Here is a 22,097-nt window from a genome sequence, read left to right as displayed (position 1 = left end):
GTGGCACCCCTGCCAGCAAATGACCGAACAGCAGCAGTTCATGACGTTCAGCCTGCTGTTGACTGGCAGAAGGACAGTGCCGGCTGTCAAAAGGCAGCAACTGCTGATCGACGAGCATCAACAGTTCGACCCGTGGGTCGTCATGCAGGAACAACGCCGAGAAGCCGTGCTCGATATTGCTCACCGCCGTAGCGCTCATGCCCGGCTGGCGGACCACGGCAACGCGCAGCTGAAACGTACCCGGCGACCGCGCAGCAATGCTCAACTGCGCCGCGCGCAGGCAGGCCAGCGCATGGCTGGCATTCTGGCTGCCATCCTGGGTGAACATCAGCTTGAACCCGCCAATGCGTTCGATACCGCCGGCTGCGACGATCAAGCGCTGTATCAGCAGTTGCAAGGACGCCCGCTGGGCTTGTGACAAGTGCTCCAGCAAGCGCTGCAACACTTGCTGATAAATATATTGCATGGCCTGATCGTGAATGCTGCCCATAACACATACCCGCTATTCAGAATATGGCGACCTGAAAGAAAAATACCCCAGCGAAGAACTTTCAATCAGCAAAGGAGGATAAACAAAATTCATCCTAAGAAACTTCCTACAACCTCCTACGGAAAATAACTTCAGAAACTATTATTCCTCCTGGCTCCCCCTCCCCAGCCTGGCAGCAAAACGCCTCTAACCCTCGGCTTACGACCCATCTTGCCTCGCTCCATGAGACGACCATTGACGAACTATTATCGGGCGTTGCCGGGCGAATAAAAGATACAGATCAGGGTAAAAAAACAATTCAGAACCGGCCACCCAACAGTTATTATTCAGACAACATCACAGCACTTTTCCTCTTGTTTGAACATAGCAAGAATACTGTCGTAACACCGGGAAAAGTCACCGTGGAAATATCCGAAACCAGCCTAGGAAATACCCACAAAAAAGCCCGAGTCACGGCTCGGGCTTCAGTGTTGTTGCGTTTCGTTGCGCGTATTACCCGGGCAACGACAGGTCCAGCACCAGCCTGCCGCCGCACGGACACTCGTCCATGTAGCGATGTGCCTCGACCACTTTCTCGAACGGATAGGTCTTGATGATCAGCGGCGTGAGCAGTTTGTCGGCGGTGAACTGGTTGATATCGCGCAGGGCACGCTGCAGCGCCACCTGGTCCTGACTGATGCCCAGTTCCGGCTTGCCGGTGAAGTTGCCGATGCAATGGACGAAGAACTGGATGTTCTTCTGGAACGCCGCGCAGGCCGGGAACGGCGTCTGGTTGCCGCCCTGCAGGCCGTACAGCACCAGGCTGCCCCGCGGCGCCAGGGCATCACCGAGCAGGGCCATCTGCGGGCCGCCGAGGCCGTCAAGCACCATGTCGACACCGCGGTTGTCGGTGTACTTGTTGATCTGCATGAGCAGGTCCTGCTCTTCGGTGACGATCACCTTGTCGGCACCGAGCCTGATCAGGTAGTCACGCTGGTCGGCCTCTTTGGTCGCGGCGAACACTTTCAGGCCCAGGGCCTTGCCCAACTGCACGAAAGCAGGGCCGGCGCAGTGGCTGGCGTCGGTGATCAGCGCCGTTTGCCCGGCCTTGGCCCGGGCCAGGTCGACAAAGGCAAAATAGGCGATCAGCAGCGGCGTGTAATGCACGCTGGCCTCGACCGGCGAGAGAATGTCCGGATAACGGGTCAGCGCGTTGCGCGGCATGACGATGACTTCACCGTAGACCGGATGCTCGTTGGCACTGCTGGCCGGAAAACTGGCGACCTTGTCACCGATAGCCAAGTCGTCGACACCCTCGCCCACGGCTGTGACCACGCCCGCCATCTCGTGCCCGATCCCGGCAGGCAGGCGCGCCTGGGACGGCGCCAGGTTCTGCCGCCAGAGCACGTCGTACCAGCTGATGCCGATCGCTTCTACACGAATCTGCACCTCGCCGGCGGCCGGCTGCGCCTGAGCCTGCTCTTCGATCTTGAGCACCTCGGCCGGGCCGAACTTGTGGAAACGGATCATGCGGGACATCGCAAACCTCGCCAATTGAACCTCTAATGCCCTGAACTCTATCCGGGCTTTGACGGTTAGACCATCAGTGGCCATTAATAGTCAACATGCCTGTCATTGATTGATGCTAGTTCAGCCTTCATCAATTTATGCGGTGCAGGGTACCAGCCTTTACCCGTAAGATTCACCCCTGCCCCAACCGCCTTGTGAAGCCGAGCCGATGAACCGTAACGACTTGCGTCGCGTCGACCTGAACCTGCTGATCGTCTTCGAGACCCTGATGCACGAGCGTAGCGTGACCCGCGCGGCGGAGAAACTCTTCCTCGGCCAGCCGGCCATCAGCGCCGCCCTCTCGCGCCTGCGCAACCTGTTCGATGATCCGTTGTTCGTGCGCACCGGGCGCAGCATGGAACCATCGGCGCGGGCCATGGAAATCTTCGCCCTGCTCTCGCCGGCACTGGACTCGATCTCCACCGCGGTCAGCCGCGCCGCCGACTTCGATCCGGCCACCAGCACCGCGGTGTTTCGTATCGGCCTGTCCGACGACGCCGAGTTCGCCCTGCTGCCGCAATTGCTCAAGCGCGTGCGCGCCGAAGCCCCGGGCATCGTCCTGGTGGTGCGCCGGGTCAACTACCTGCTGATGCCGGCGCTGCTGGCCTCGGGGGAAATCTCCGTGGGCGTCAGCTGGACCAACGACCTGCCGGCCAACGCCAAACGCAAGGTGCTGCGGCGCAGCAAACCCAAGGTACTGCGGGCTGACAGCATGCCGGGCAGCCTGAGCCTTGACGACTTCTGCGCCCGCCCCCACGCCCTGGTGTCGTTTGCCGGCGACCTGGGCGGGTTCATGGACGAGATCCTGGAAAAGGTCGGGCGCAAGCGCCATGTGGTCCTCGCGGTGCCGCAGTTCAACGGCCTGGGCAGTTTGCTGACCGGCACCGACATCATCGCCACCGTACCCGACTACACCGCCGAAGTCCTGACCGCCGCCGGCGGCCTGCGCGCCGAGGACCCGCCGCTGGAGGTGCAGACCTTCGAGCTGCACATGGCTTGGCGCGGGTCGCAGGATAATGATCCGGGGGAGCGGTGGTTACGGTCGCGGATTCAGATGTTTTTTGGGGATCCCGATAGCCTGTGAGCGACTTCCACTGAATTCCAATAAATTCAGTAAATTCTGATAGATAGGCGAATTTTTGATCCATTACCATCCGTCGTATTCCACTCATTTCCAACGTACCTGGGGGTATCGTTTGGGGTACTTTTCATTTTTCTGAAAAACGATACCCCCAGATTATGCCGCCCCATCCCGCACCGGCGTTCCGGCGAAAACTCAGCGATGCCTTCCTGCGCAGCGTGACCGAACCTGGCAAGTACGCCGACGGCGAAGTCCCCGGCCTGTACTTGCAGGTCCAGACCTCGCTCAAGTCGCACAAACCGGCCTCCAAGTACTGGCGGATGAAGTACCGCTTACACGGCAAAGAAAACGTTTACGCGATTGGCCGCTACCCTGACATCGGGTTGAAAGACGCGCGCGAACTGGCCCGCGCGGCGCGCCGCGACGTCGCCAATCACACGGCCCCCCTAAAGGCGAAACGGGCCAAGCTTCAGGCACAGTTGCTCAATGAGGAACGCACCTTCAGCTATGTCGCCGAGCAATGGCTAGCCTTCAAATCTCCTGACCTGGTGAGCAAATCCCTCGCCGGTTTTCGCGGCGCCTTGTACAACCACATCCTGCCCACGATCGGCCGCATCCCCGTCGGCGAAATCAAGCTCGAACACATCACCGAGATCATCAGCACCCTGCGCCGAGCACGCACCATGGCCATGGCCAAGCGCGTGCGCACCATCATTCGCGCTGTGCTCGGCTTCGCCGAAGGCCGTGGTTGGGTGGAGCGTAACGTGGCACTGAGCAATACCGAGGAGCTCAAAATCCGCCATGTGGTTACCAGCAATCCAGCGATCGAACGACCGGCCGACTTGGGTCGGTTCCTGTTGCGCCTGGATGAACTCGACGCGAGCAGCGTGAACACCGCCATGCGCCTGCTGGTGATGCTGCCGGTGCGCCCGGGCGAACTGGTGAAAATGCGCTGGGAAGATGTAGATCTGATCAGCGCCGACTGGCGCTACGTGGTCAGCAAAACTCGGCACCTGGACAAGAGCAAACACATCGTACCGCTGCCCGAGCAGGCACTCGTGCTTCTACGTGAACTGTACAAACGCCGGGTGGTGGATGAGGCCGGCAATGGCTGGGTGTTCGTCTCGCCGATTTATCCAGGCCGCCCCATCGACGCCACCTCTCTGGCCAAGTCCTACCAGCGGATCTGGCCGGAATACGCCATTACTGCCCATGGTTTCCGCGCCACCTACCGCACCATCGCCCATGAGCATTTGGGTATCGATCCGATTGTATTGGAATTGTCGCTGTCTCATCGCATGCCTGGAGCGTTGGGCGCAGTGTATGCTCGCGCACAACTGCTGCCTCAGCGTCGAGAGGCCGCGCAGCAATGGGCGGATTATTTGGATCGGTTACGCAATAATGCAGCGCTGGCGATCCAGACTGATTGAATCAAACAACGAAAATGCAAGCTTGTTGACCCCACGAATCGAAGTTGAGCCACAGGACCAACCTTGGGTTCGCAACTACAACTTTCTAAATATTTATCGAGACCAAATTAACAACCAACAAGCCAAAAAATTTTTACCACTACAATCGCTACCGTCTGACAATTAAATCTTATCCGACCTTGTTGGCCGAGAAATTGTTTTATAATACGTTCAACGTGCTAAATTATACATATCTGGTGGTTATGGCGACGAAAGTCACCGAGGCCACCGGAAGCCTTTGCCCCACGGAAGCCTTTCGCCCGAATAGGCGTTCGTTTGTGCCACTCCTGCAGCTCAATTAGGAGAGCACCCTCGCCTATTGATTTGCCGTCTCGATTCTGTTGTAGGCGGGTCATTCAACCGCCGTGCGTTGGTGTCAACGGTTGCTGGGTGGTTCATCGTCGCCCGCTTGGCGTGCACCAGGATGGGATGCCGGTTGGAGTCTTCTGGCGTCGACGGACGCGGGTTGCACCTGGTCGCTTCGGACTCTGGCGTTCAGCAGGCTCAGCCAATACCCGGCTGACTGGGCCAAGTTGCACGCGGTCGACGGCTTGGGCGGCTATGAGGATTGATCGTGTCCCTGGAAGTGGTGTAAGGCTGCAATTTATACGGCGAGGTGTACGTTTTTCATCTGGACGTGACGAACCGCCAGGCGGGGTTCATAGGCTCAGCATATCTTTAGGCGAACCGATACGAGCAGTTGCACTCATGGCTAACAGATAACGACCCAAAGCAGACACCGCCCAAAGCTCAGTTGTCAGCGCCATCGCGGGCCAGCCGGAGGCCACAGGGTTATCAGCAACAGCCAGCGTTTCGCCGCGGGTCGATTGCTGTCAGTAGAAAGCATGTGGGCGTAGGATGGAGGGTCCCCCATCAGCCCAAAAAGAGCCGCCCCTTATGAATGAATCCTTACGGACAACCGCCCATGCGTCAGCTATTGGGGAACTCCACTTCATGCTTCTTGCTCGCTGACTTTCATCCCCAACGGCCCTTTGTAGCTACATAATCTATCAGTTCCGTGCCCCGCTCCATATGAAGCTTAAAGAACTCAAATGATGCATTTTGGATTCGGTTGCCGCACAATGGTTAGATTCAGGTAACCGAGAATCTTCCATGCACCTCTCAGCCACCGACGAACGTCTGCTCAAGGCACTCGCCGCAGCAATTGTTGTCCACCCCAGAGCCACGCTGAAAGAGTTGGCGGAAACGGCCGGTGTCAGCAAGGCGACCCTGCATCGCTTCTGCGGTACTAGAGACAATCTGGTCAGCTTGCTGGAAGGTTACGGCGAGCAAGTTCTGCGTCAAGTGATCGCCGATGCCGATCTGAAAAGCAGTGAACCGCTTGCGGCATTGCGACGTTTGATCGCCGAGCATTTCAAGCACCGCGAAATGATGGTGTTCCTGCTCTTCCAATACCGCCCGGATACCTTTGACGGCAGTGAGGCCAACCAGGGTTGGCGAGCCTACGCCGACGCGCTGGACGACTATTTCCTGCGTGGTCAGCAAGCCGGATTTTTCCGCATCGATATCAGCGCTGCAGTGTTTACCGAGATGTTTCTTAGCCTGGTCTACGGAATTGTCGATGCCGAACGCCGCGGTCGCGCGGCCAGTGCAACATCTGCGTTGACGCTCGAAAATCTTTTCCTCAATGGCGCCGTGGCGGCATCTCGCTAGTTTACCGATGCCCGGATAAAAAAATGCCCCTGATCGCTCAGGGGCAAAAGCGGTTGGCCAGACCAACCAAAGGATCTATGGGCTATCCCCGCGCAGGCCAGCCACCACCGAGGGCGCGGAACAGGTCGACGAGCGATTTTTGCCGCGCGATACTCGCTTCGATAGCAGCCGCTTCGTTCAGGTAGGTGTTGCGCTGCGCATCCAGATACCGCAGATGGCTGTCCACACCACCCTCGTAGCGAGCCTTCGCCAGTGCCAGGCTCGCCCGGCTGGTGTCGGCCAACGCTTTGCGTGCGATCTCCTCACGCCGCAAGGTATCGCTGGCGGCCAGTGCATCGGCCACTTCCCGGAAGGCGGTCTGGATCGTGCCTTCGTAAGCTGCAACCGCCGAGTCCTTGCGCGCCTCGGCCAGGCTCAGGGCAGCCTTGTTACGCCCGGCGTCGAACAGCGGCAATGTCAGTTGCGGCATGAAGCCCCAACTGCGCGAGCCACCCTCGAACAGCCCGGACATCTGCGCGCTGGAGGTACCGAAGCTGCCGGTCAGGCTGATCCGTGGAAAGAACGCCGCCCGTGCCGCACCGATATCGGCGTTACGCGCCCGCAGCCGGTGCTCGGCGGCAAGAATGTCCGGGCGCCGCTCGATCAGTGCCGACGGTGCACCCGGGGCGATGTCCTGCAGCACCATCGGCGCCTCGGGCCGTTGGGCAGGGATCACCTTGGCCGCGCTGGCGCTACCGAGCAGCAGCACCAGAGCGTTGTAAGCCTGCTGCTGTTCGCGCAGGCTGGACTCCAGCTCTGCCCGCGACTGCTCGACCAGCCCCAATGCCTCCTGATGGTCCAGCGCCGTCGCGGTGCCTACGGTGCGGCGCTGGCCGACCAGGGCCAGGGAGTCTTCGCGGCTGCCAAGGGTCTGCCGGGTCAGCGCCAGGCGTCGCTCGGCGCCATCGAGGGTCAGGTAGGCCTGGCTGACCTCGGCGATCAGGGCAATATGTGCAGCCCGGCTGACTTCCTCGGTTGCCAGATACTGTTCGAGCGCTGCGTCGCTCAGGCTTTTCACGCGGCCGAACAAGTCGATTTCGTACTCCGGCAGCGACAGCCCTACCTGATAAGTGCTGCTGACGCCTTCACGGCCATCGCTGGAAAGGTCCGACGGTAAATGCTGGCGATTGCCCGACGCGCCGGCGTTCAGCCCCGGCATGCGGTCGGCACGCCGGATGCCGTATAGCGCACGGGCCTGCTCGATATCAAGCAAGGCCTGGCGCAGGGAACGGTTGTTGCCCAGTGCGGTGCCGACCAGCTGGCGCAGCGTAGGGTCAACAACGAACGCCTGCCAGTCCAGCTGCGCCACCGCCTGGCCCTGCTGCCCGGTGGCATTGCCCCATTGCGCCGGCACCGGTGCCTCGGGGCGCTGGTAGGTCGGCGCCAGCGAACAGCCGACCAGGGCACAGGCCAGCGCGAATGGAATTGCAAGATTACCCATGACCATTACTTCACCACCTCGACAGCGTGTTGCATGGGGGCCGGCTTGCGCTTGAGCAGCTTGAGCACCCAGACGAAACAGATCGGCACGAACACCACGCCCAGCAAGGTTGCGCTGAGCATGCCGCCGATCACTCCGGTACCAATGGCGCGCTGGCTGGCCGCGCCAGCACCGGTGGCGATGGCCAGCGGCACCACGCCGAGGATGAAGGCCATGGAGGTCATCACGATCGGGCGGAAGCGCAGGCGCGCGGCCTCGATGGCGGCGTCGCTCAAGGTGTAGCCCTTCTCCCATAGTTCCTTGGCGAACTCGACGATCAGGATCGCGTTCTTCGCCGCCAGGCCGATGATGGTGATCAGGCCAACCTTGAAATACACATCGTTGGGCAGGCCGGTGAGCAGTACCGCCCACACCGCGCCCAGCGCACCGATCGGCACGATCAGCATCACCGTCAGCGGGATCGCCCAGCTCTCGTACAGCGCTACCAGCAGCAGGAAGACCACCAGGATAGCCAGGGCGAACAGACCGGCGGCCTGGCCGCTGGACACCTTCTCCTGGTACGACAGGCCGGTCCAGGCGTAGCCAATCCCCGGCGGCAGCTCACTAACCAGGCGCTCCATCTCGGCCATGGCCTGGCCGGTACTGTGGCCCGGCGACGCGTCGCCAGCGATGCGGATCGACGGGTAGCCGTTGTACCGCACCAGTTGCACCGGCCCTTCTTCCCACCGGGTGGTGACGAAGGCACTGAACGGCACCTGCTCGCCCTGGGCGTTCGGCGCATACAGGTGCAGCACGCTTTCCGGGGTCATGCGTGCGCCCTGCTCGGCCTGCACCACCACGCGCTGCTGGCGCCCGGCGTTGCTGAAGTCGTTGATCACAGCAGAACCAAAGGCGGTGGCCAGGGTGTTGTTGATCGACTCGAAGTTCACGCCCAAGGCGCGGGCCTTCTCGCGGTCGATCTGCACGCGCAACTGCGGCGCCTCGGCCAGGCCTTCCATCATTGCGTAAAGGATCACCGGGTTGTCATTGGCGCGGGCCAACAGTTGGTCGCGGGCGGCCAGCAATGCCTCGCGCCCCAGGCCGCCACGGTCCATCAGGCGCAGGGCGAAACCACCTGAGTTGCCCAGGCCATCGATCGGCGGCGGCATGACCGCGGTGATGGCACCGTCGCCGTTGGCAACGAACTGCTCATTGACCACGGCAGTTTCAGCTGCTGCGGATTGCTCCTTGCCACGCAACGACCAGTCTTTATAGGTCGGGAACGCCAGCGCGGCATTCTCGCCCTGGCCCGAAAAGCTGAAACCCGTCACGACGATAGTGTTGGCGACAGCTTCCCGGGACATCAGGAAACCTTCCAGTGCCTGTGCAGTGTGATCAGTACGCACCCGGCTGGCACCCGGCGGCAACTGCACGTCGACGATGCCATAGCCCAGGTCTTCGGCGGGGACAAACGCCTCCGGTACTCGCACATAGGAGTAACCGAGGACCACAAGGATGCCGACATAGGCCAGCATCCAACGCCCGGCACTGGCCACCAGGGCACTGTTCATTACCGAGTAGCGTTCGGTCATGCGGGCGAATGTGCGGTTGAACGCCCCAAAGAAACCGCCCTTTTCATGATGCCCGTGTGCGACCGGTTTGAGCAGTGTGGCGCACAACGCCGGGGTGAAGGTCAGGGCCAGGAAGCCAGAGAACAGGATCGACACCGCCAGCGACACCGAGAACTGCTGATAGATCACCCCCACAGACCCGGACATGAATGCCAGCGGCAGGAACACCGCCGCCAGTACCATGGTGATACCGATGATCGCCCCGGACACCTGCCCCATCGCCTTGATGGTTGCTTCTACCGGCGACAACCCTTCCTCGGCCATCAGGCGCTCGACGTTCTCCACAACCACGATGGCGTCGTCCACCAGGATACCGATAGCCAGCACCATGCCAAACATGGTCATCATGTTCACCGAGAAACCGAGCAGCTTCATGATCATCAGCGTGCCGAGCAGGCACACCGGCACCACGATCGACGGGATCAGGGTATAGCGCACGTTCTGCAGGAACAGGAACATCACCAGGAACACCAGCACCATGGCTTCGATCAGGGTGTGGATCACCTTCTCGATGGCCACGTCGACGAAGCGCGAGGTGTCGTAGGGCACCGAATACTCGACGCCCTCGGGGAAGAACTGCGCAAGCTCCGCCAGGCGTTCCTTGACCAGCGTCGCGGTCTGGATAGCGTTGGCCCCAGGCGCCAGTTGCACTGCAGCTACCACTGCTGGTTTACCATCCAATCGCGCAGACAGGTTGTAGTTCTCGCTGCCGATGGCCATGCGCGCGACATCACCCAGGCGCACGCTGGAACCGTCCGGGTTGGCCCGCAGAACGATACCGGCGAACGCTTCCGGGGTTTCCAGGGTACCTTGCACGGCCAAGGTCGCGGTCAGTTCCTGCTCGCTGGCGCCCGGCGTGCTGCCGAAGCTGCCAGCCGGTACCTGGACGTTCTGACCACGGATGGCATTGCTGATGTCGTCTATGGAAAGGCCGTAGCCCACCAGTTTCTGCGGGTCGACCCAGACTCGCATGGCCGCTTCGGAGGCGAAGAACTGCAGCTTCCCCACTCCGGGTACGCGCAGCAGTTCGTTGTTGATGTTACGCGCCGCATAGTCTGCTAACGCCGTTACATTGTCGCGCCCACCTGTCGCACTCGTCAGGGCATACATCAGCAGGAAGCCCGAACTGGCCTGCTCCACCTTCAGCCCCTGGGTCAGCACAGCCTGGGGCATGCGCGCCTCGGCCTTTTTCAGGCGGTTTTGCACATCGACCTGGGCCATGTCCGGCATGGTACCTGGCTGAAAAGTCACCATCACCTCGGCGACACCGTTGGAGTTGTTGGTGGACTCGTAGTACAGCAGGCCCTTGGCGCCGTTGAGCGACTCCTCGATGATGCTGGTCACCGACTCCACCAGCACCTTGGCCGAAGCACCTGGGTAGGTGGCGGTGATGGAAATCTGTGGCGGCGCCACGCTGGGATACTGGGCCACCGGCAACGCCGGGATCACCAGCAAGCCGGCCAGGGAAATGAACAACGCCACGACCCAGGCGAAATTCGGCCGATTAATGAAGAACTTGGACATCTCGCTAACCTCGCCTTAGTACGCCGCGGCCTGTTGCGCCTGAGCCGGCGCCACGGGCATGCCAGGGGCCAATCCGGCCGGGCTGCCGACAATGACCTGGTCACCGGCACGCAGGCCTTCGCTGACCTGCCAGCGCGAGCCTTGCATCACGCCGGTACGCACGCTGCGCACCTCGGCCAGGTTGCCAGTCCCTACCACCATCACCCGTGCCATGCCGTCGCTGCCACGCTGAACCGCCCGTTGCGGCACCAGGATGGCCTGCTGGTCGGTGCCCTGCGGGGTGCGTACACGCACATACATGCCAGGCAGGAGGATGCCGTCGCGGTTGTCGAAGCGACCGCGCAGGGTGATCTGGCCCGTGCCGCGGTCTACCGCCACATCGGTGAACATCAGCGCGCCCTGACGCTGGTAGTCGGTGCCTTCCACCTGGGCACTCAATGCCGTGTCGTCGCCCCCCGCCAGAGCACCCTCCTTGAGCGCCTGACGCAGACGCAGGGCATCGGCGGCAGCCTGGGTGAAGTCGACGTAGATCGGATCGAGCTGCTGGATGCGCGCCATCAACGTGGCGTCGCCCTGTCCGACCAGCGCGCCTTCGGTGGTCAGGGCACGGCCGATGCGGCCGGAAATGGGCGCGGTTACCGTGGCGTAACCAAGATTCAGGCGTGCGGACTGCACGTCGGCCTGGGCCGTACGCACAGCGGCCTGAGCACTGCGCAGCTCGGCGGTGGCGCTATCGAAATCTTGCTGGCTGACAGCTTCGATCTTGACCAGGGGCTCATAGCGCTTGACCCGTGCCTGAGCCTCTTGCTGTACCGCCTGAGCACGCGCCAGGTCGCCTTCGGCGCGCACCAGGGCCACCTTGAATGGCGCGGGGTCGATCTGGAACAGCACGTCGCCGGCCTTGACATCGGCACCTTCTTCAAAGCGCTTGTGCAAGACGATACCGGCCACCCGGGCACGCCCCTCCGCTACCCGCATCGGCTCGACCCGGCCAGGCAGAGTCGAGGCCAGCGCCAACTGTTCGGTCGTTACCGTCACGGTCTCCACGGGAACAACCGCTGCAGAGGCCGCCTGCGGCTCCTCGCCGGCGCCGCAACCGGCCAACGCCACCGCAGCGGCTAGCAGCGCACCCATCCCTATCGCATATTTCTTGCCCATCACTCACCACAGCCTTGATTGAAAACGACCCGAATGATACCTTTCAATTCTTTATGAGTCAATAATGTCTCATTAGAGTCAGCAAAGACCACTAGTCGTCTGATCTCAGCCGAGCCACGTTGCACCGCCTTTTAGGCATTGGTCGCGAGCTGAGTCACCGGCTCCTCCAAGGCGCAGCGAGCCGCCCATAGAGCACTTCAAACACAACAGAGGTATTGGATGAAAAACCTGTTTAGAGGCGATGTCGTCACAATCAAAAGCGGTGGCCCTCGGATGACCATCACAAACATCAGGCAACAGCGTGCCATCTCCGGCTTTCCCGCAACGGCATTTGCGTTATGTCAGTGGTTCGAAAATGACGCCTTGATCGAGAAATGGTTTGACACAATCGTTCTGGAAACAGCGAAAGAGACGCCAGGTGACACCGCTCGATAAGGCGACGGGAAACTGGCAACGGCCCATACAACACGATAACCAAGGCTGAACCTTGGTTATCGATATTGTCGGCGTCGGCATTTCGGGTCTAGATGCCACATCATTTAAATGGCCAATTCGCCAACCCTAATTTTTCTCATGCAACACCTCGGGATTTTCCCCGTGTCGAGGTTGAACATTACGATGTTCCCATTGCAGCAAAAGCAATAAGGCACTGGGTAGAACGGTCAACGTTATGATCGTTGCAACGGCAAGCCCGCCGATGACCGCATAAGCCATGGGCCCCCAGAAAATCTGCGGGGCGATCGGGATCATCCCGAGGATTGCTGCACACGCCGTCAATACGATGGGGCGAGCCCGGTGAATGGCAGCATGCGTTATAGCCTCACGTGGCGACTGACCGGTATTGATGTTGATATCCACTTCTTCAATCAGGATGACGGCGTTACGGACGATCATACCGACAAGTGCAATTACCCCAAGCTGCGCGACAAACCCCATAGGTGTCCCCGTCGGCAACATCGCCATGACGACTCCGATCAAGCCGAACGGAGCCATTGCAAGCGCAAGGAACATGCGTGAAAAACTACGCAGCTGCACCATCAACAGCACACACATCACCAAAGCCGTAACAGGCAGAACGGCAAGCAGTGACGCACTGCCTTTCGCGGCCTCCTCCACTGCTCCGCCTGTCGCGATGCTGTATCCCTTGGGGAGCTGCGCAGCAAAATCCGCCACCGCCGGCGCAAGTGCCTGCACGACTGTCGCAGCCTCGAGCCCTTCGCGAACATCACCTTGAACAGTGACCAGCGGAAGACGTTGCCGCCTCCAGATGATGGGATCTTCGACACCATGGCTGAGCACAGCAATCTGGCTCAGGGGAATGGCATGGCCTTGAGAGGTACGTATCTGCAGGTTCGCAAGGGTCGCAAGGTCAGTCCGCTCACCGCTTCGTGCACGTACGATCACATCCACGAGTCGGTCCTTGTCACGCACGCTGGTCACTGCCGAGCCAGAGAAAATCGTCGCCAAGGCACTGGCGACGTCCTCTGAAGACAGGCCCAATGCTCGCGCCTGAGTCTGGTCGATCTTGACTTCGACGCTTCTTTGCGGCTCACCTGATAGAAGATGGACCTCACGGGTATCGGCGTTGGCAGACAAAATGTTGGCCAGGCGCGACGCCATATCACGGACCTTGGCCTGATCTGGGCCAGTTACACGATACTTGAGCGGCCAGCCCACCGGCGGGCCCAGCTCAAGCGGTGTCGCGCGCGCGATGAGGCCTGAAAATTCTGTTTTAAAAGCCTCGGCGAGTCGTGCTTGCAAGGCATCCCGTTCTTTGACCCCTTTTGCAATCACGACAGTTTGAGTGATGTTCTCGTTCTGCAGCAAAACCTCCATAGGCAGATAGAAACGGATAGCCCCGGAGCCGATATAGGTTGAAAAGCGCTCAACAGCAGGATCAGCCTTAAGCAACTTTTCAAGTTTGGTCGCTTCGCGCTCCGTCGCATCCAGGGAAGCATTTTGCGGCAGCGTCAGGCTTACCAGCAGCTCTGGTCTGTCTGAGGGGGGAAAGAACTGCTGTTCAAGATAAGACGCAGCGCCGAGCGAGCCGACAAACGCCAGGATTGCAGCGCTGAGCGTTATGGCGCGATGCTGCAGAACCCAGCCCAAGGCCCGTTGGTAGATGCCCATCAGTCTACCGCCGCCATGCTCATGGTGCGGTAAAGCCTTAGGTAGGATCAGGGTGCCAAGCAAGGGTGAAAACAGAACCGCAACCACCCAGGACGCTGATAGGGATATCAACACCACCATAAACATCGAGTAGCAGTATTCCCCGGCACTCGAGGCCGCAAAGCCAACGGGAATGAATCCGGCGATCATGACGAGCGTCCCCGTCAACATTGGAAACGCTGTTGACTCATAGGCAAAGCTCGCCGCCCGCGAGAGAGTCCAGCCTTCCTCCAGCTTACCGACCATGGCCTCGACCGTGATCATCGCGTCATCGACAAGCAGACCCAACGCAATAATCAGTGCTCCCAGAGAAATTCGCTGGAGGCCTATACCCATCAGCTCCATTCCGATGAACGTCAGCGCCAACACGAATGGGATCGAAATACTCACAACAAGCCCGGCCCGCACACCGAGTGACAGAAACGACACTGCCAGGACGATCGCAACCGCTTCAGCCAACACCGTCAAGAACCCATTAACCGCCTGCTTCACGACCGTAGACTGGTCGGCTACCTGAGCCATTTCAATACCGTAGGGAAGTGACGCTCTGACCTCATTCATGCGGACCCGCACCGCCTCGCCAAAATCCAGGAGATTGCCGCCCGCTGCCATCGAAACGGCAAGGCCGAGCGCTTTCTCGCCGTTCACCCGGAACAAGGGCGCTGGTGGGTCGGCCGGGATTCTTCGAATATCGACAAGCTCGGTGAGTGGCACGAAGTGATTGCCTGCGCGCAACGTCAAACTGCGCAAGCTTTCCTCGGAGGTAAACCCTCCGCTGACACGCAGAGCGATTTTGTCGTCAGGCAGACGTACCGTTCCGGAAGGAGCGACAGCGTTTTGCGCCCTGAGCGCGCGCAACACCGCCTCTTCGTCCAAGCCAAAAGCCGCGAGCCTGCCAGGCGAAAATTCCACGACGATCTGCTCCTCTTGCACACCGAGCAGTTGCACCTTGCCAATGCTGGGGATGCGCAAGAGCTCCGCACGCACCCCCTCAAGGTAGTCACGCAGCTCACGGTCGGAAAAGCCTTCGCCTGTAAAACCGAAAATCTGGCCATAGGTATCGCCAAATTCGTCGTCAAAAAATGGCCCTTGAACACCCGCCGGAAGTGTGATGCCAATATCTGCCATTTTCTTGCGAACCTGATACCACGCATCGGGGACGATCCGGGACGGGGCATCATCGCGCAGGTTGACCATGATGACGGTTTCGCCAGGACGCGTGTAGCTATCGAGTCGGTCGAGGTAGGGTATCTCCTCCAGTTTCTTTTCCAGCCGATCCGTCAGCAGGTTCGTAGTGTCTTCTATGCTTGCACCCGGCCAGCGGGCAGCCACCACCATGGTTTTGATGGTGAATGCGGGATCTTCGTTTCGGCTCAGGTTTTCATAACTCATCATGCCGCCAACGAGCGTAATGAGCATCAGGAAAAACATCAGAGGCTTTTGACCGATTGACCACGCCGAGAGATTGAAGCCGGCCTGCTCTTTACCGAGTTGTGGCTTCGAACTCATTTCATCACCTGCTCTGCGTCGAACGAGACTTTCTGTCCAAGCCTGAGTTTGCTCACCCCTGCGGTTACCACCGCCTCACCTTCCGTTAGCCCGGATTCGATGATGGTGTGGCTGGCGGTGTAGCGCGCAACTACGACTGGTTTGCGCACCAGTTCGTGCGTGCTGGGCTGTACGACATATACCGCTGGCGTACCACCATCACTGGTCAATGCAGAGGCTGGCAGGATGACCAGAGGCTTGCCGCTCAAGGCTAGGCGCCCTGTCACGGTAGCCCCCAATGTCATGGCAGGAGGCGCATCCGGTAAAGCAACGCGAACCCGGTAGGTCCGCGTTGCAACATCAGCAGTAGGGCTTGCATCGCGAATTGAGCCGATGACTTTGATCAATGGATCAGAAACGAGTGCCACTTCCACTTTCACATCAGACGGAACCGAGGTGTAAAGCCGCTCGGACACGTTGAAGACTGCAACGCGGTCGTTTGTCGAGGACAGCTTGATCGCCAATTGCCCCGCATCGACGACTTGACCTGCATTGACAGCTACAGCGCTGACGATGGCAGCGCTTGGTGCGCGCAGCTCCGTGTAGGAAAGTTTGTCGCGCGCAGTAAGCAATCTGGTTTTCGCAACGTTCAGTCTTGCATTCGCGGCTCGCCAGTTTGCCTCGGCCTCCTCGACACGGACACGCGCGACGAACTGCTTGTCAAAGAGCGTGCGTTGTTGGCTTAACTGAGACCTGGCAAGCTGCTCGGTCGCTTCGGCACTTGTCAATTCGGCTTCCGCAGCCCGCAGCTCGTTCTGCACATCATTAGGTTCGAGCGTCGCCAGAACCTGCCCCTTGGCAACGCTCATTCCGACTTCTGCGGTTCGAGTGGCTATGCGCCCGCCGATGCGAAAGCCGAGATCGGTCACGACCTGAGCCTGTACCTCTCCCGTCTGGGCAACCTCCTCACCTATGGTGGCGGCCTTGACGATCTGGGTCCGAACGGCGCGTAGCGGCTCCTCTGAACGAGCCTCTTCCCGACACCCGACAAGCACAAGGCCCAGACTGCCCAATAAACCGCATGCCAGTACCGACTTGAGCAGCGTCATGTCAAATGCCCTCTTCATGAAATGGTTCCGCACGGCTGGTGCGCTCCAGAGCGCACTCACAGCCGATTTTTCTCGATAACAGCCCTACTCCTGCTGGGGCCTGCCTCTAGCACAAAGCAAAACAGCTCGTTGCTCCTCACTACTTTCCTCGTCCAGGCTCAGCATGAGCGAGTAACAGAATGGGCCGGCGACGCGCTCCCAGGATCCTGACTGAAAGCAAGGCAATAACCGCAGTTCAACCCGTTGCCTCATCACGACCCAAGTATTAGCATATCATCCGTTATAGTAAATTAAGTCCGATCCATGTGCATAGAGGGCAAGCGCCTGTGCGCAACGTGCTGGCGATTTCAGGCAGTTCGACAAAGCGGCTGCCAGAGGCGGGACAGGCCAAGCTGAATACGTATCCCATAAATCAGTACTGAAGGATTGCCGCTATGCTGCGCAAACTCTCACTGGCGATAGCCGTATCTTCTGCATCCAACGGAATGGTCTGGGCAGCGGACGTGCCCACTACAGTGAAAACCGATCTGGTCAGCGTCTATCAGGAGGCGGTGCACAACAACGCTGACCTGGCCGCAGCCCGCGCCGATTACAGCGCTCGCCGCGAAGTGATGCCGCAGGCCCGTGCCGGATTGCTGCCGAACCTGTCGGCCGGTGCCGAAATGATGAACACCCGCACCAAACTGGACGAACCCTCGACCACCAGCAACCGCAGCGGCAATACCTGGAGCGCGACCCTCGCCCAGCCGATCTTCCGTGCTGACCGCTGGTTCCAGCTGCAAGCGGCCGAAGCAGTCAATGAACAGGCGGCCTTGGAACTGTCGGCGACCGAGCAGAACCTGATCCTGCAAACCGCGCAGAACTACTTCGCCGTGCTCCGAGCTCAGGACAACCTGGCCGCGACCAAAGCCGAAGAAGCCGCGTTCAAGCGCCAGCTGGACCAGTCCAACGAACGGTTCGACGTCGGTCTGTCCGACAAGACCGACGTGCTGCAATCCCAGGCCAGCTACGACACGGCACGGGCTAACCGGATCATTGCCGAACGCCAGGTTCAGGATGCCTTCGAGGCGCTGGTGATCCTGACCAACCGAGAATACACCTCGATTCAGGGCGTGGTTCATACCCTGCCGGTGCAGGTGCCTGCGCCCAACGACGCCAAGGCCTGGGTCGAAACCGCCGGGCGCCAGAACCTTAATCTGCTGGCTACCAACCACGCGGTCACCGCCGCCGAAGAAACCCTGCGCCAGCGCAAGGCCGGTCATGCGCCAACCCTGGATGCCGTTGCCAAATACCAGAAAGGAGATAACGACAACCTGGGTTTCACCAACTCGGCTGCAGTACCAAACGTGCGTTACGGGGGCGACGTCGAGCAGACCAGCATCGGCCTGCAACTGAACATCCCGATTTACAGCGGCGGCCTGACCAGCTCGCAGGTGCGCGAGGCCTACCAGCGCCTGAGCCAGAGCGAGCAGCAGCGCGAAAGCCTGCGCCGCCAGGTGGTGGAGAACACCCGCAACCTGCACCGCGCGGTGAACACTGATGTGGAACAGGTGCAGGCGCGCAAGCAGTCGATCATCTCCAACCAGAGCGCGCTGGAAGCCACCGAGATCGGCTACCAGGTGGGTACCCGCAACATCGTCGACGTGCTCGACGCCCAGCGCCAGCTGTACACCTCGGTGCGCGACTACAACAACAGCCGCTATGACTACATCCTCGACAACCTGAGCCTGAAGCAGGCGGCCGGCACATTAAGCCCGCAGGACCTGCAGGACCTCAAGCAGTACCTGAGTCCGGACTACAACCCGGACAAGGAGTTCCTGCCGCCGGACCTGGCGGCAGCTGCGAAGAAGAATCTCGAGCGCAGCCGCTGAGGCATCTTGCATGCGTACGGAAGCAGTGATAAATTTCGATTCTAATGAGTCATTTTTGATTCATTTGATCCATTTGTGAGTATTTCCACTTATCCCGCTACACGTGAGGGGCTTACTGGAAAGGGTTATCACGAAAGACTTCGCCTCCTCACGACACTACCGAAAGTCAGCACGGCTGTTTTTCCAAGACTCACTTTGCGGAAAGATGGATCAGACGCTGACGACAGCACTGTTCAAATATGCGCCGCCCCTAGCCGGGTAATTGCCAAGGAATAGAAAATGCTTCTAAAAAACACCGCTATGATACTTGCATTTTGCAGCCTGCCATTGATGGCCGCTGAGCACGAGCTCCCCTCGGGCAAGGACGTCATGCGGCAGAACCAGGCACAGATACAGAACAACCTGGATGATGCCGACTACAAACGCAAAATCGTAGTTAAAAACAACATGGGCCTGGAGGGTCAGGAGAACGAAAAATTCTGGCCAATTTATAACACGTACAGGGCAGAAGCCCTGAAAATCAACAAGAACATCCTGGAGACCATGATCGACTACGGCCAGGCCTATAACAAAGGTTATGTGACTGATGAACTGGCCACACAGCTGCTCGATCGCATCTACACCCTCCAGGAAGACCACATAGAACTGCGTGAGAAATACACACGGCGCATCGCCGATGCCATTTCCCCTAAACGCGCCATGCGCTTCCTGCAGATTGAAACACAGCTGGATGCGCTACTAGACCTTGATATCAGCCGGAAAACCCCTTTAGCGGAATAGGCCAGCTTTTGATGCACGCCCTGCATCGAAATATCGCAAGCCAGGCGCAGCAATTTAAAGCAATAGCTGTTATCTAAAAACAACATCTTGAGAGCATGACCATGAAAAGCGCCTTGGTATCGGTATTTTCCCTCTGTGTGTCGCACCTCTCTGGCTCATGCGGCAGAGCCTCCAGAGAGCGTGTTCAATCGAAGTTGTCAGATGTGCCATAACGGCCAGCTACCGATGGCGCCGAAAAAAGGTGACGCCGAAACCTGGAAGCCGCGGCTCGCCCAAGGCAAGGATGTGCTGGTCAAGCATGTCACGGAAGGCTTTAACGCCATGCCTGCCCGCGGCCTGTGCATGGACTGCACAGCGGAGGACTACGCAGCGGTGATCGACTGGATGTCCAAGCCTTGAGCTGATCGTTCTAAGAAACACATATTAACATAACTGTTGTTGTCATATATCTGACTGCTTGCTAGCCTCCTGGGTACCTACAACAAAATCGGTCCGGGAGGACGCTCATGCAAGACTCGATAAGCAGGGCTTTTCATGAAGATGGCGCCGTGTTGGTCAAGGGGCTTCTGAACCAGGAGCAACTGGCGCGCTGTCGTGAAGCGTATGACTGGGCCGTGGAAAACCATGGCCCCCACGCAACCCGTATGTTCGCTGGCACAACGCAGCAGTCGCATGTGGACAATGCCAACCCCGTGGCCAAACAGCGGCTCGAAACGCTCGTTGAATCCCTGCCGCTGGGCAACCTCTTCGCCCGGGTCTGGGGTTCGCGGAACGTCTGGTATTTCGCTGAAGAGGTCTTTCTCAAAGCCGGTGGGCAAGGTTCCCGTACGCTCTGGCATCAGGACACCTCCTACCTGCCCTGGGCGGGTGAGCATTGGGGCAATGCCTGGATCAGCTTCGAATCCATCCCGCAACGCAACGCGCTGGAGATTATCCGCGGTTCGCATCGTGGGCCGCGTTACGATGGCACCACATTCGCCGACCCTGACGATCCGACACAACCGCTGCATGACAACGGCACCCTTCCCCGCCTGCCCGATATCGAAGCCGAGCGCAAACTGAACCCACGTGCTTTCGATGTGCTTTCGTGGGCCACCGAACCAGGCGACGTGATCCTGCTGCACCCGGCATCCTTGCACGGTGGTGCTCCGGTCGACAGCGACTTCCCCAGCCGCCACACCTTCGTTTTCCGCTTCTTCGGCGACGACGCCACCTTCAAGCCGCTGCCGCAGAACAGCAAAGCGGGATACCCCCCCCAAGGTGTGCTGTTCACCGAGGAACTCGAGCATCTTTCAGCCGGCGCAGCCTTTCGCCATCCCACCTTCCGCCAGGTTGTCTGAACAGGAGGCTCCATGAACACCAACCCCTTGAAGCGGCAATCGATCAATCCACCGCCAACCCAGGCGTTCTACGATCAGTTTCATTACTCCCAGGCCACTCGCGTAGGCGACCTCATCTGGGTATCGGGGCAGGTCGGCATCGACAGCGAAATGAAACCTGAAAGCGACGTGGCAGCCCAGACGCACCTGGCATTCCAGTCGCTGGCCAAGGTACTGCAAGCGGCTGGTGCCGGCCTGGAAGATGTGGTCGAACTGACCACCTTCCACACCCGGCTACGGGCTGATATGCCAGTATTCGCCAGTATCAAGGATGAGTATTTCCCCTCACATTATCCTTCCTGGACGGCGGTCGGTATCACAGAGCTAGCCCTGCCTGAACTGGTAGTGGAGATTCGTGCGCTGGCTGTAGCAGGAAGCGGTAGTGCCTGACCCGACGGTGATTGGCAAGGGCCCGGCTGCCGCCTTTCAATCGGCGTGGAGAATCATTCTTGTCTTCAGGCAGGTGTAATCCACGCTCGATTTCTCTATGCTGGGTCAATCGTGGAAGCCAGCCACCTGATCCAGAAACGTATTCGTCCTGAAATCCTGAGACCCCATGTCTGACTCCAAATCCCCTTCCAGAACCATCCCCTCTTCGGCCAGTACAAGCGCACCTCGCAGCTCGGCGCGCAGGGGACGGCCTGTGGGAGACCGCGACGCAAAGCGTGCAGAACTGCTGGAGGCGGCCATTACCGTGATCGCGCGGGATGGCTACGCCGGGGCTTCGATGCGCAGTGTCGCAAAACACGCAGGCTGCACCACAGGCGCAGTAACCTATTACTTCGCCAACAAGGAAGAGATGATCACCGAGGTCGCCCAGAGCTTGTTCGACCAGGTCGACACGATGTTGGCAGCGAACCAGTTGGAGATGAACATTCCCTCGTTGCTCCGGCAGTGGATGGAGTGGGTCAACGACGGCGAGTCGACGCTCTGGCTTTCCTGGTTGCAATTGCTGACCCATGCCCGGCACGAGCCAGCGTTCGCTCATGTCATCAAGCAGCGGTATGCCAGATTCCGCCAAGTGTTTACCGTGGTGATCGAGGCAGAGCAGCGCCAGGGCAAAATCCGCGACGACATACCGCCCGATGTGCTGGCCGACCAGATCAGCACCATCTGCGACGGCTGGCTGATGATGATGCCGATCGAGCCCGAGCGCTTCAGCGCCGAGCGCGGCAATGCGTTGCTCGATGCGCTCATCACGCTGATAGCACCGCCTGCGAAGGGCCGCGGCACGCGCAAGGCCAAGTGATCGAACCTGATCTGTAGC

Annotated in this window: 16 protein-coding genes and 1 pseudogene; 10 read left to right on the top strand and 7 right to left on the bottom strand. The window is 59.6% G+C overall.

What is annotated here, in order from left to right:
* Positions 1-466 (bottom strand): annotated as a pseudogene (locus tag UW3_RS27920) (hypothetical protein); the annotation flags it as partial.
* Positions 467-982: 516 nt separating this feature from the next.
* Entirely contained in the window at positions 983-2,008 is a 1,026-nt protein-coding gene (locus UW3_RS0120565; protein ID WP_010225212.1) for a zinc-dependent alcohol dehydrogenase family protein, read from the bottom strand.
* A 199-nt stretch (positions 2,009-2,207) separates the two neighbouring features.
* Here UW3_RS0120565 and UW3_RS0120560 point away from each other — a divergent pair, with 199 nt between their 5' ends.
* From UW3_RS0120560 to UW3_RS0120550, 3 genes are all read left to right on the top strand, one after another.
* Complete coding sequence (locus UW3_RS0120560; RefSeq protein ID WP_010225206.1) at positions 2,208-3,122, top strand: LysR family transcriptional regulator; 915 nt, start codon at positions 2,208-2,210, stop codon at positions 3,120-3,122.
* Between the two features lie 155 nt (positions 3,123-3,277).
* Positions 3,278-4,549, top strand: coding sequence for a tyrosine-type recombinase/integrase (locus UW3_RS0120555; protein WP_010225205.1), 1,272 nt, complete (start codon positions 3,278-3,280; stop codon positions 4,547-4,549).
* Positions 4,550-5,701: 1,152 nt separating this feature from the next.
* On the top strand, positions 5,702-6,262 hold the full coding sequence (locus UW3_RS0120550; RefSeq protein WP_010225204.1) for a TetR/AcrR family transcriptional regulator: 561 nt from the start codon (positions 5,702-5,704) through the stop codon (positions 6,260-6,262).
* Between the two features lie 82 nt (positions 6,263-6,344).
* Here the strand turns inward: UW3_RS0120550 and UW3_RS0120545 are convergent, their stop codons facing one another.
* The 3 genes from UW3_RS0120545 to UW3_RS0120535 are packed head-to-tail and all read right to left on the bottom strand — an operon-like array spanning position 6,345 to position 12,034.
* A complete protein-coding gene (locus UW3_RS0120545; protein ID WP_010225202.1) occupies positions 6,345-7,748 on the bottom strand; it encodes an efflux transporter outer membrane subunit in 1,404 nt (467 codons plus the stop codon).
* Complete coding sequence (locus UW3_RS0120540; protein ID WP_010225200.1) at positions 7,748-10,876, bottom strand: efflux RND transporter permease subunit; 3,129 nt, start codon at positions 10,874-10,876, stop codon at positions 7,748-7,750. The genes UW3_RS0120545 and UW3_RS0120540 overlap by 1 nt, the downstream gene beginning before the upstream one ends.
* Before the next feature lie 15 nt (positions 10,877-10,891).
* Positions 10,892-12,034, bottom strand: coding sequence for a MexC family multidrug efflux RND transporter periplasmic adaptor subunit (locus UW3_RS0120535; protein ID WP_026001429.1), 1,143 nt, complete (start codon positions 12,032-12,034; stop codon positions 10,892-10,894).
* 219 nt (positions 12,035-12,253) lie between these two features.
* Here UW3_RS0120535 and UW3_RS27390 point away from each other — a divergent pair, with 219 nt between their 5' ends.
* The gene (locus UW3_RS27390; protein ID WP_010225198.1) at positions 12,254-12,469 is read left to right on the top strand and encodes a YodC family protein; all 216 of its coding nucleotides are present in this window, start codon (positions 12,254-12,256) and stop codon (positions 12,467-12,469) included.
* A gap of 126 nt (positions 12,470-12,595) precedes the next feature.
* Here UW3_RS27390 and UW3_RS0120525 read toward each other — a convergent pair whose 3' ends face one another.
* The gene (locus UW3_RS0120525; protein ID WP_010225197.1) at positions 12,596-15,712 is read right to left on the bottom strand and encodes an efflux RND transporter permease subunit; all 3,117 of its coding nucleotides are present in this window, start codon (positions 15,710-15,712) and stop codon (positions 12,596-12,598) included.
* Entirely contained in the window at positions 15,709-16,800 is a 1,092-nt protein-coding gene (locus UW3_RS0120520; protein ID WP_148276806.1) for an efflux RND transporter periplasmic adaptor subunit, read from the bottom strand. The genes UW3_RS0120525 and UW3_RS0120520 overlap by 4 nt, the downstream gene beginning before the upstream one ends.
* Before the next feature lie 434 nt (positions 16,801-17,234).
* Between UW3_RS0120520 and UW3_RS0120515 the strand changes: the two genes are divergently transcribed.
* From UW3_RS0120515 to UW3_RS0120485, 6 genes are all read left to right on the top strand, one after another.
* Complete coding sequence (locus tag UW3_RS0120515) at positions 17,235-18,671, top strand: TolC family outer membrane protein (RefSeq protein ID WP_010225194.1); 1,437 nt, start codon at positions 17,235-17,237, stop codon at positions 18,669-18,671.
* Positions 18,672-18,950: 279 nt separating this feature from the next.
* The gene (locus UW3_RS0120510) at positions 18,951-19,451 is read left to right on the top strand and encodes a hypothetical protein (RefSeq protein ID WP_010225192.1); all 501 of its coding nucleotides are present in this window, start codon (positions 18,951-18,953) and stop codon (positions 19,449-19,451) included.
* Positions 19,452-19,586: 135 nt separating this feature from the next.
* Entirely contained in the window at positions 19,587-19,850 is a 264-nt protein-coding gene (locus tag UW3_RS0120505; protein WP_026001428.1) for a c-type cytochrome, read from the top strand.
* 107 nt (positions 19,851-19,957) lie between these two features.
* Entirely contained in the window at positions 19,958-20,791 is an 834-nt protein-coding gene (locus UW3_RS0120500; protein ID WP_010225187.1) for a phytanoyl-CoA dioxygenase family protein, read from the top strand.
* Positions 20,792-20,803: 12 nt separating this feature from the next.
* Complete coding sequence (locus tag UW3_RS0120495; RefSeq protein WP_010225185.1) at positions 20,804-21,220, top strand: RidA family protein; 417 nt, start codon at positions 20,804-20,806, stop codon at positions 21,218-21,220.
* Between the two features lie 253 nt (positions 21,221-21,473).
* On the top strand, positions 21,474-22,079 hold the full coding sequence (locus UW3_RS0120485; protein WP_010225184.1) for a TetR/AcrR family transcriptional regulator: 606 nt from the start codon (positions 21,474-21,476) through the stop codon (positions 22,077-22,079).
* Positions 22,080-22,097 lie beyond the last annotated feature (18 nt).

Source organism: Pseudomonas donghuensis (assembly GCF_000259195.1).
GTDB lineage: Bacteria > Pseudomonadota > Gammaproteobacteria > Pseudomonadales > Pseudomonadaceae > Aquipseudomonas > Aquipseudomonas donghuensis.
Note: the sequence above shows the minus strand (reverse complement) of the source record. Positions and strands in the feature narration are given on the sequence as shown.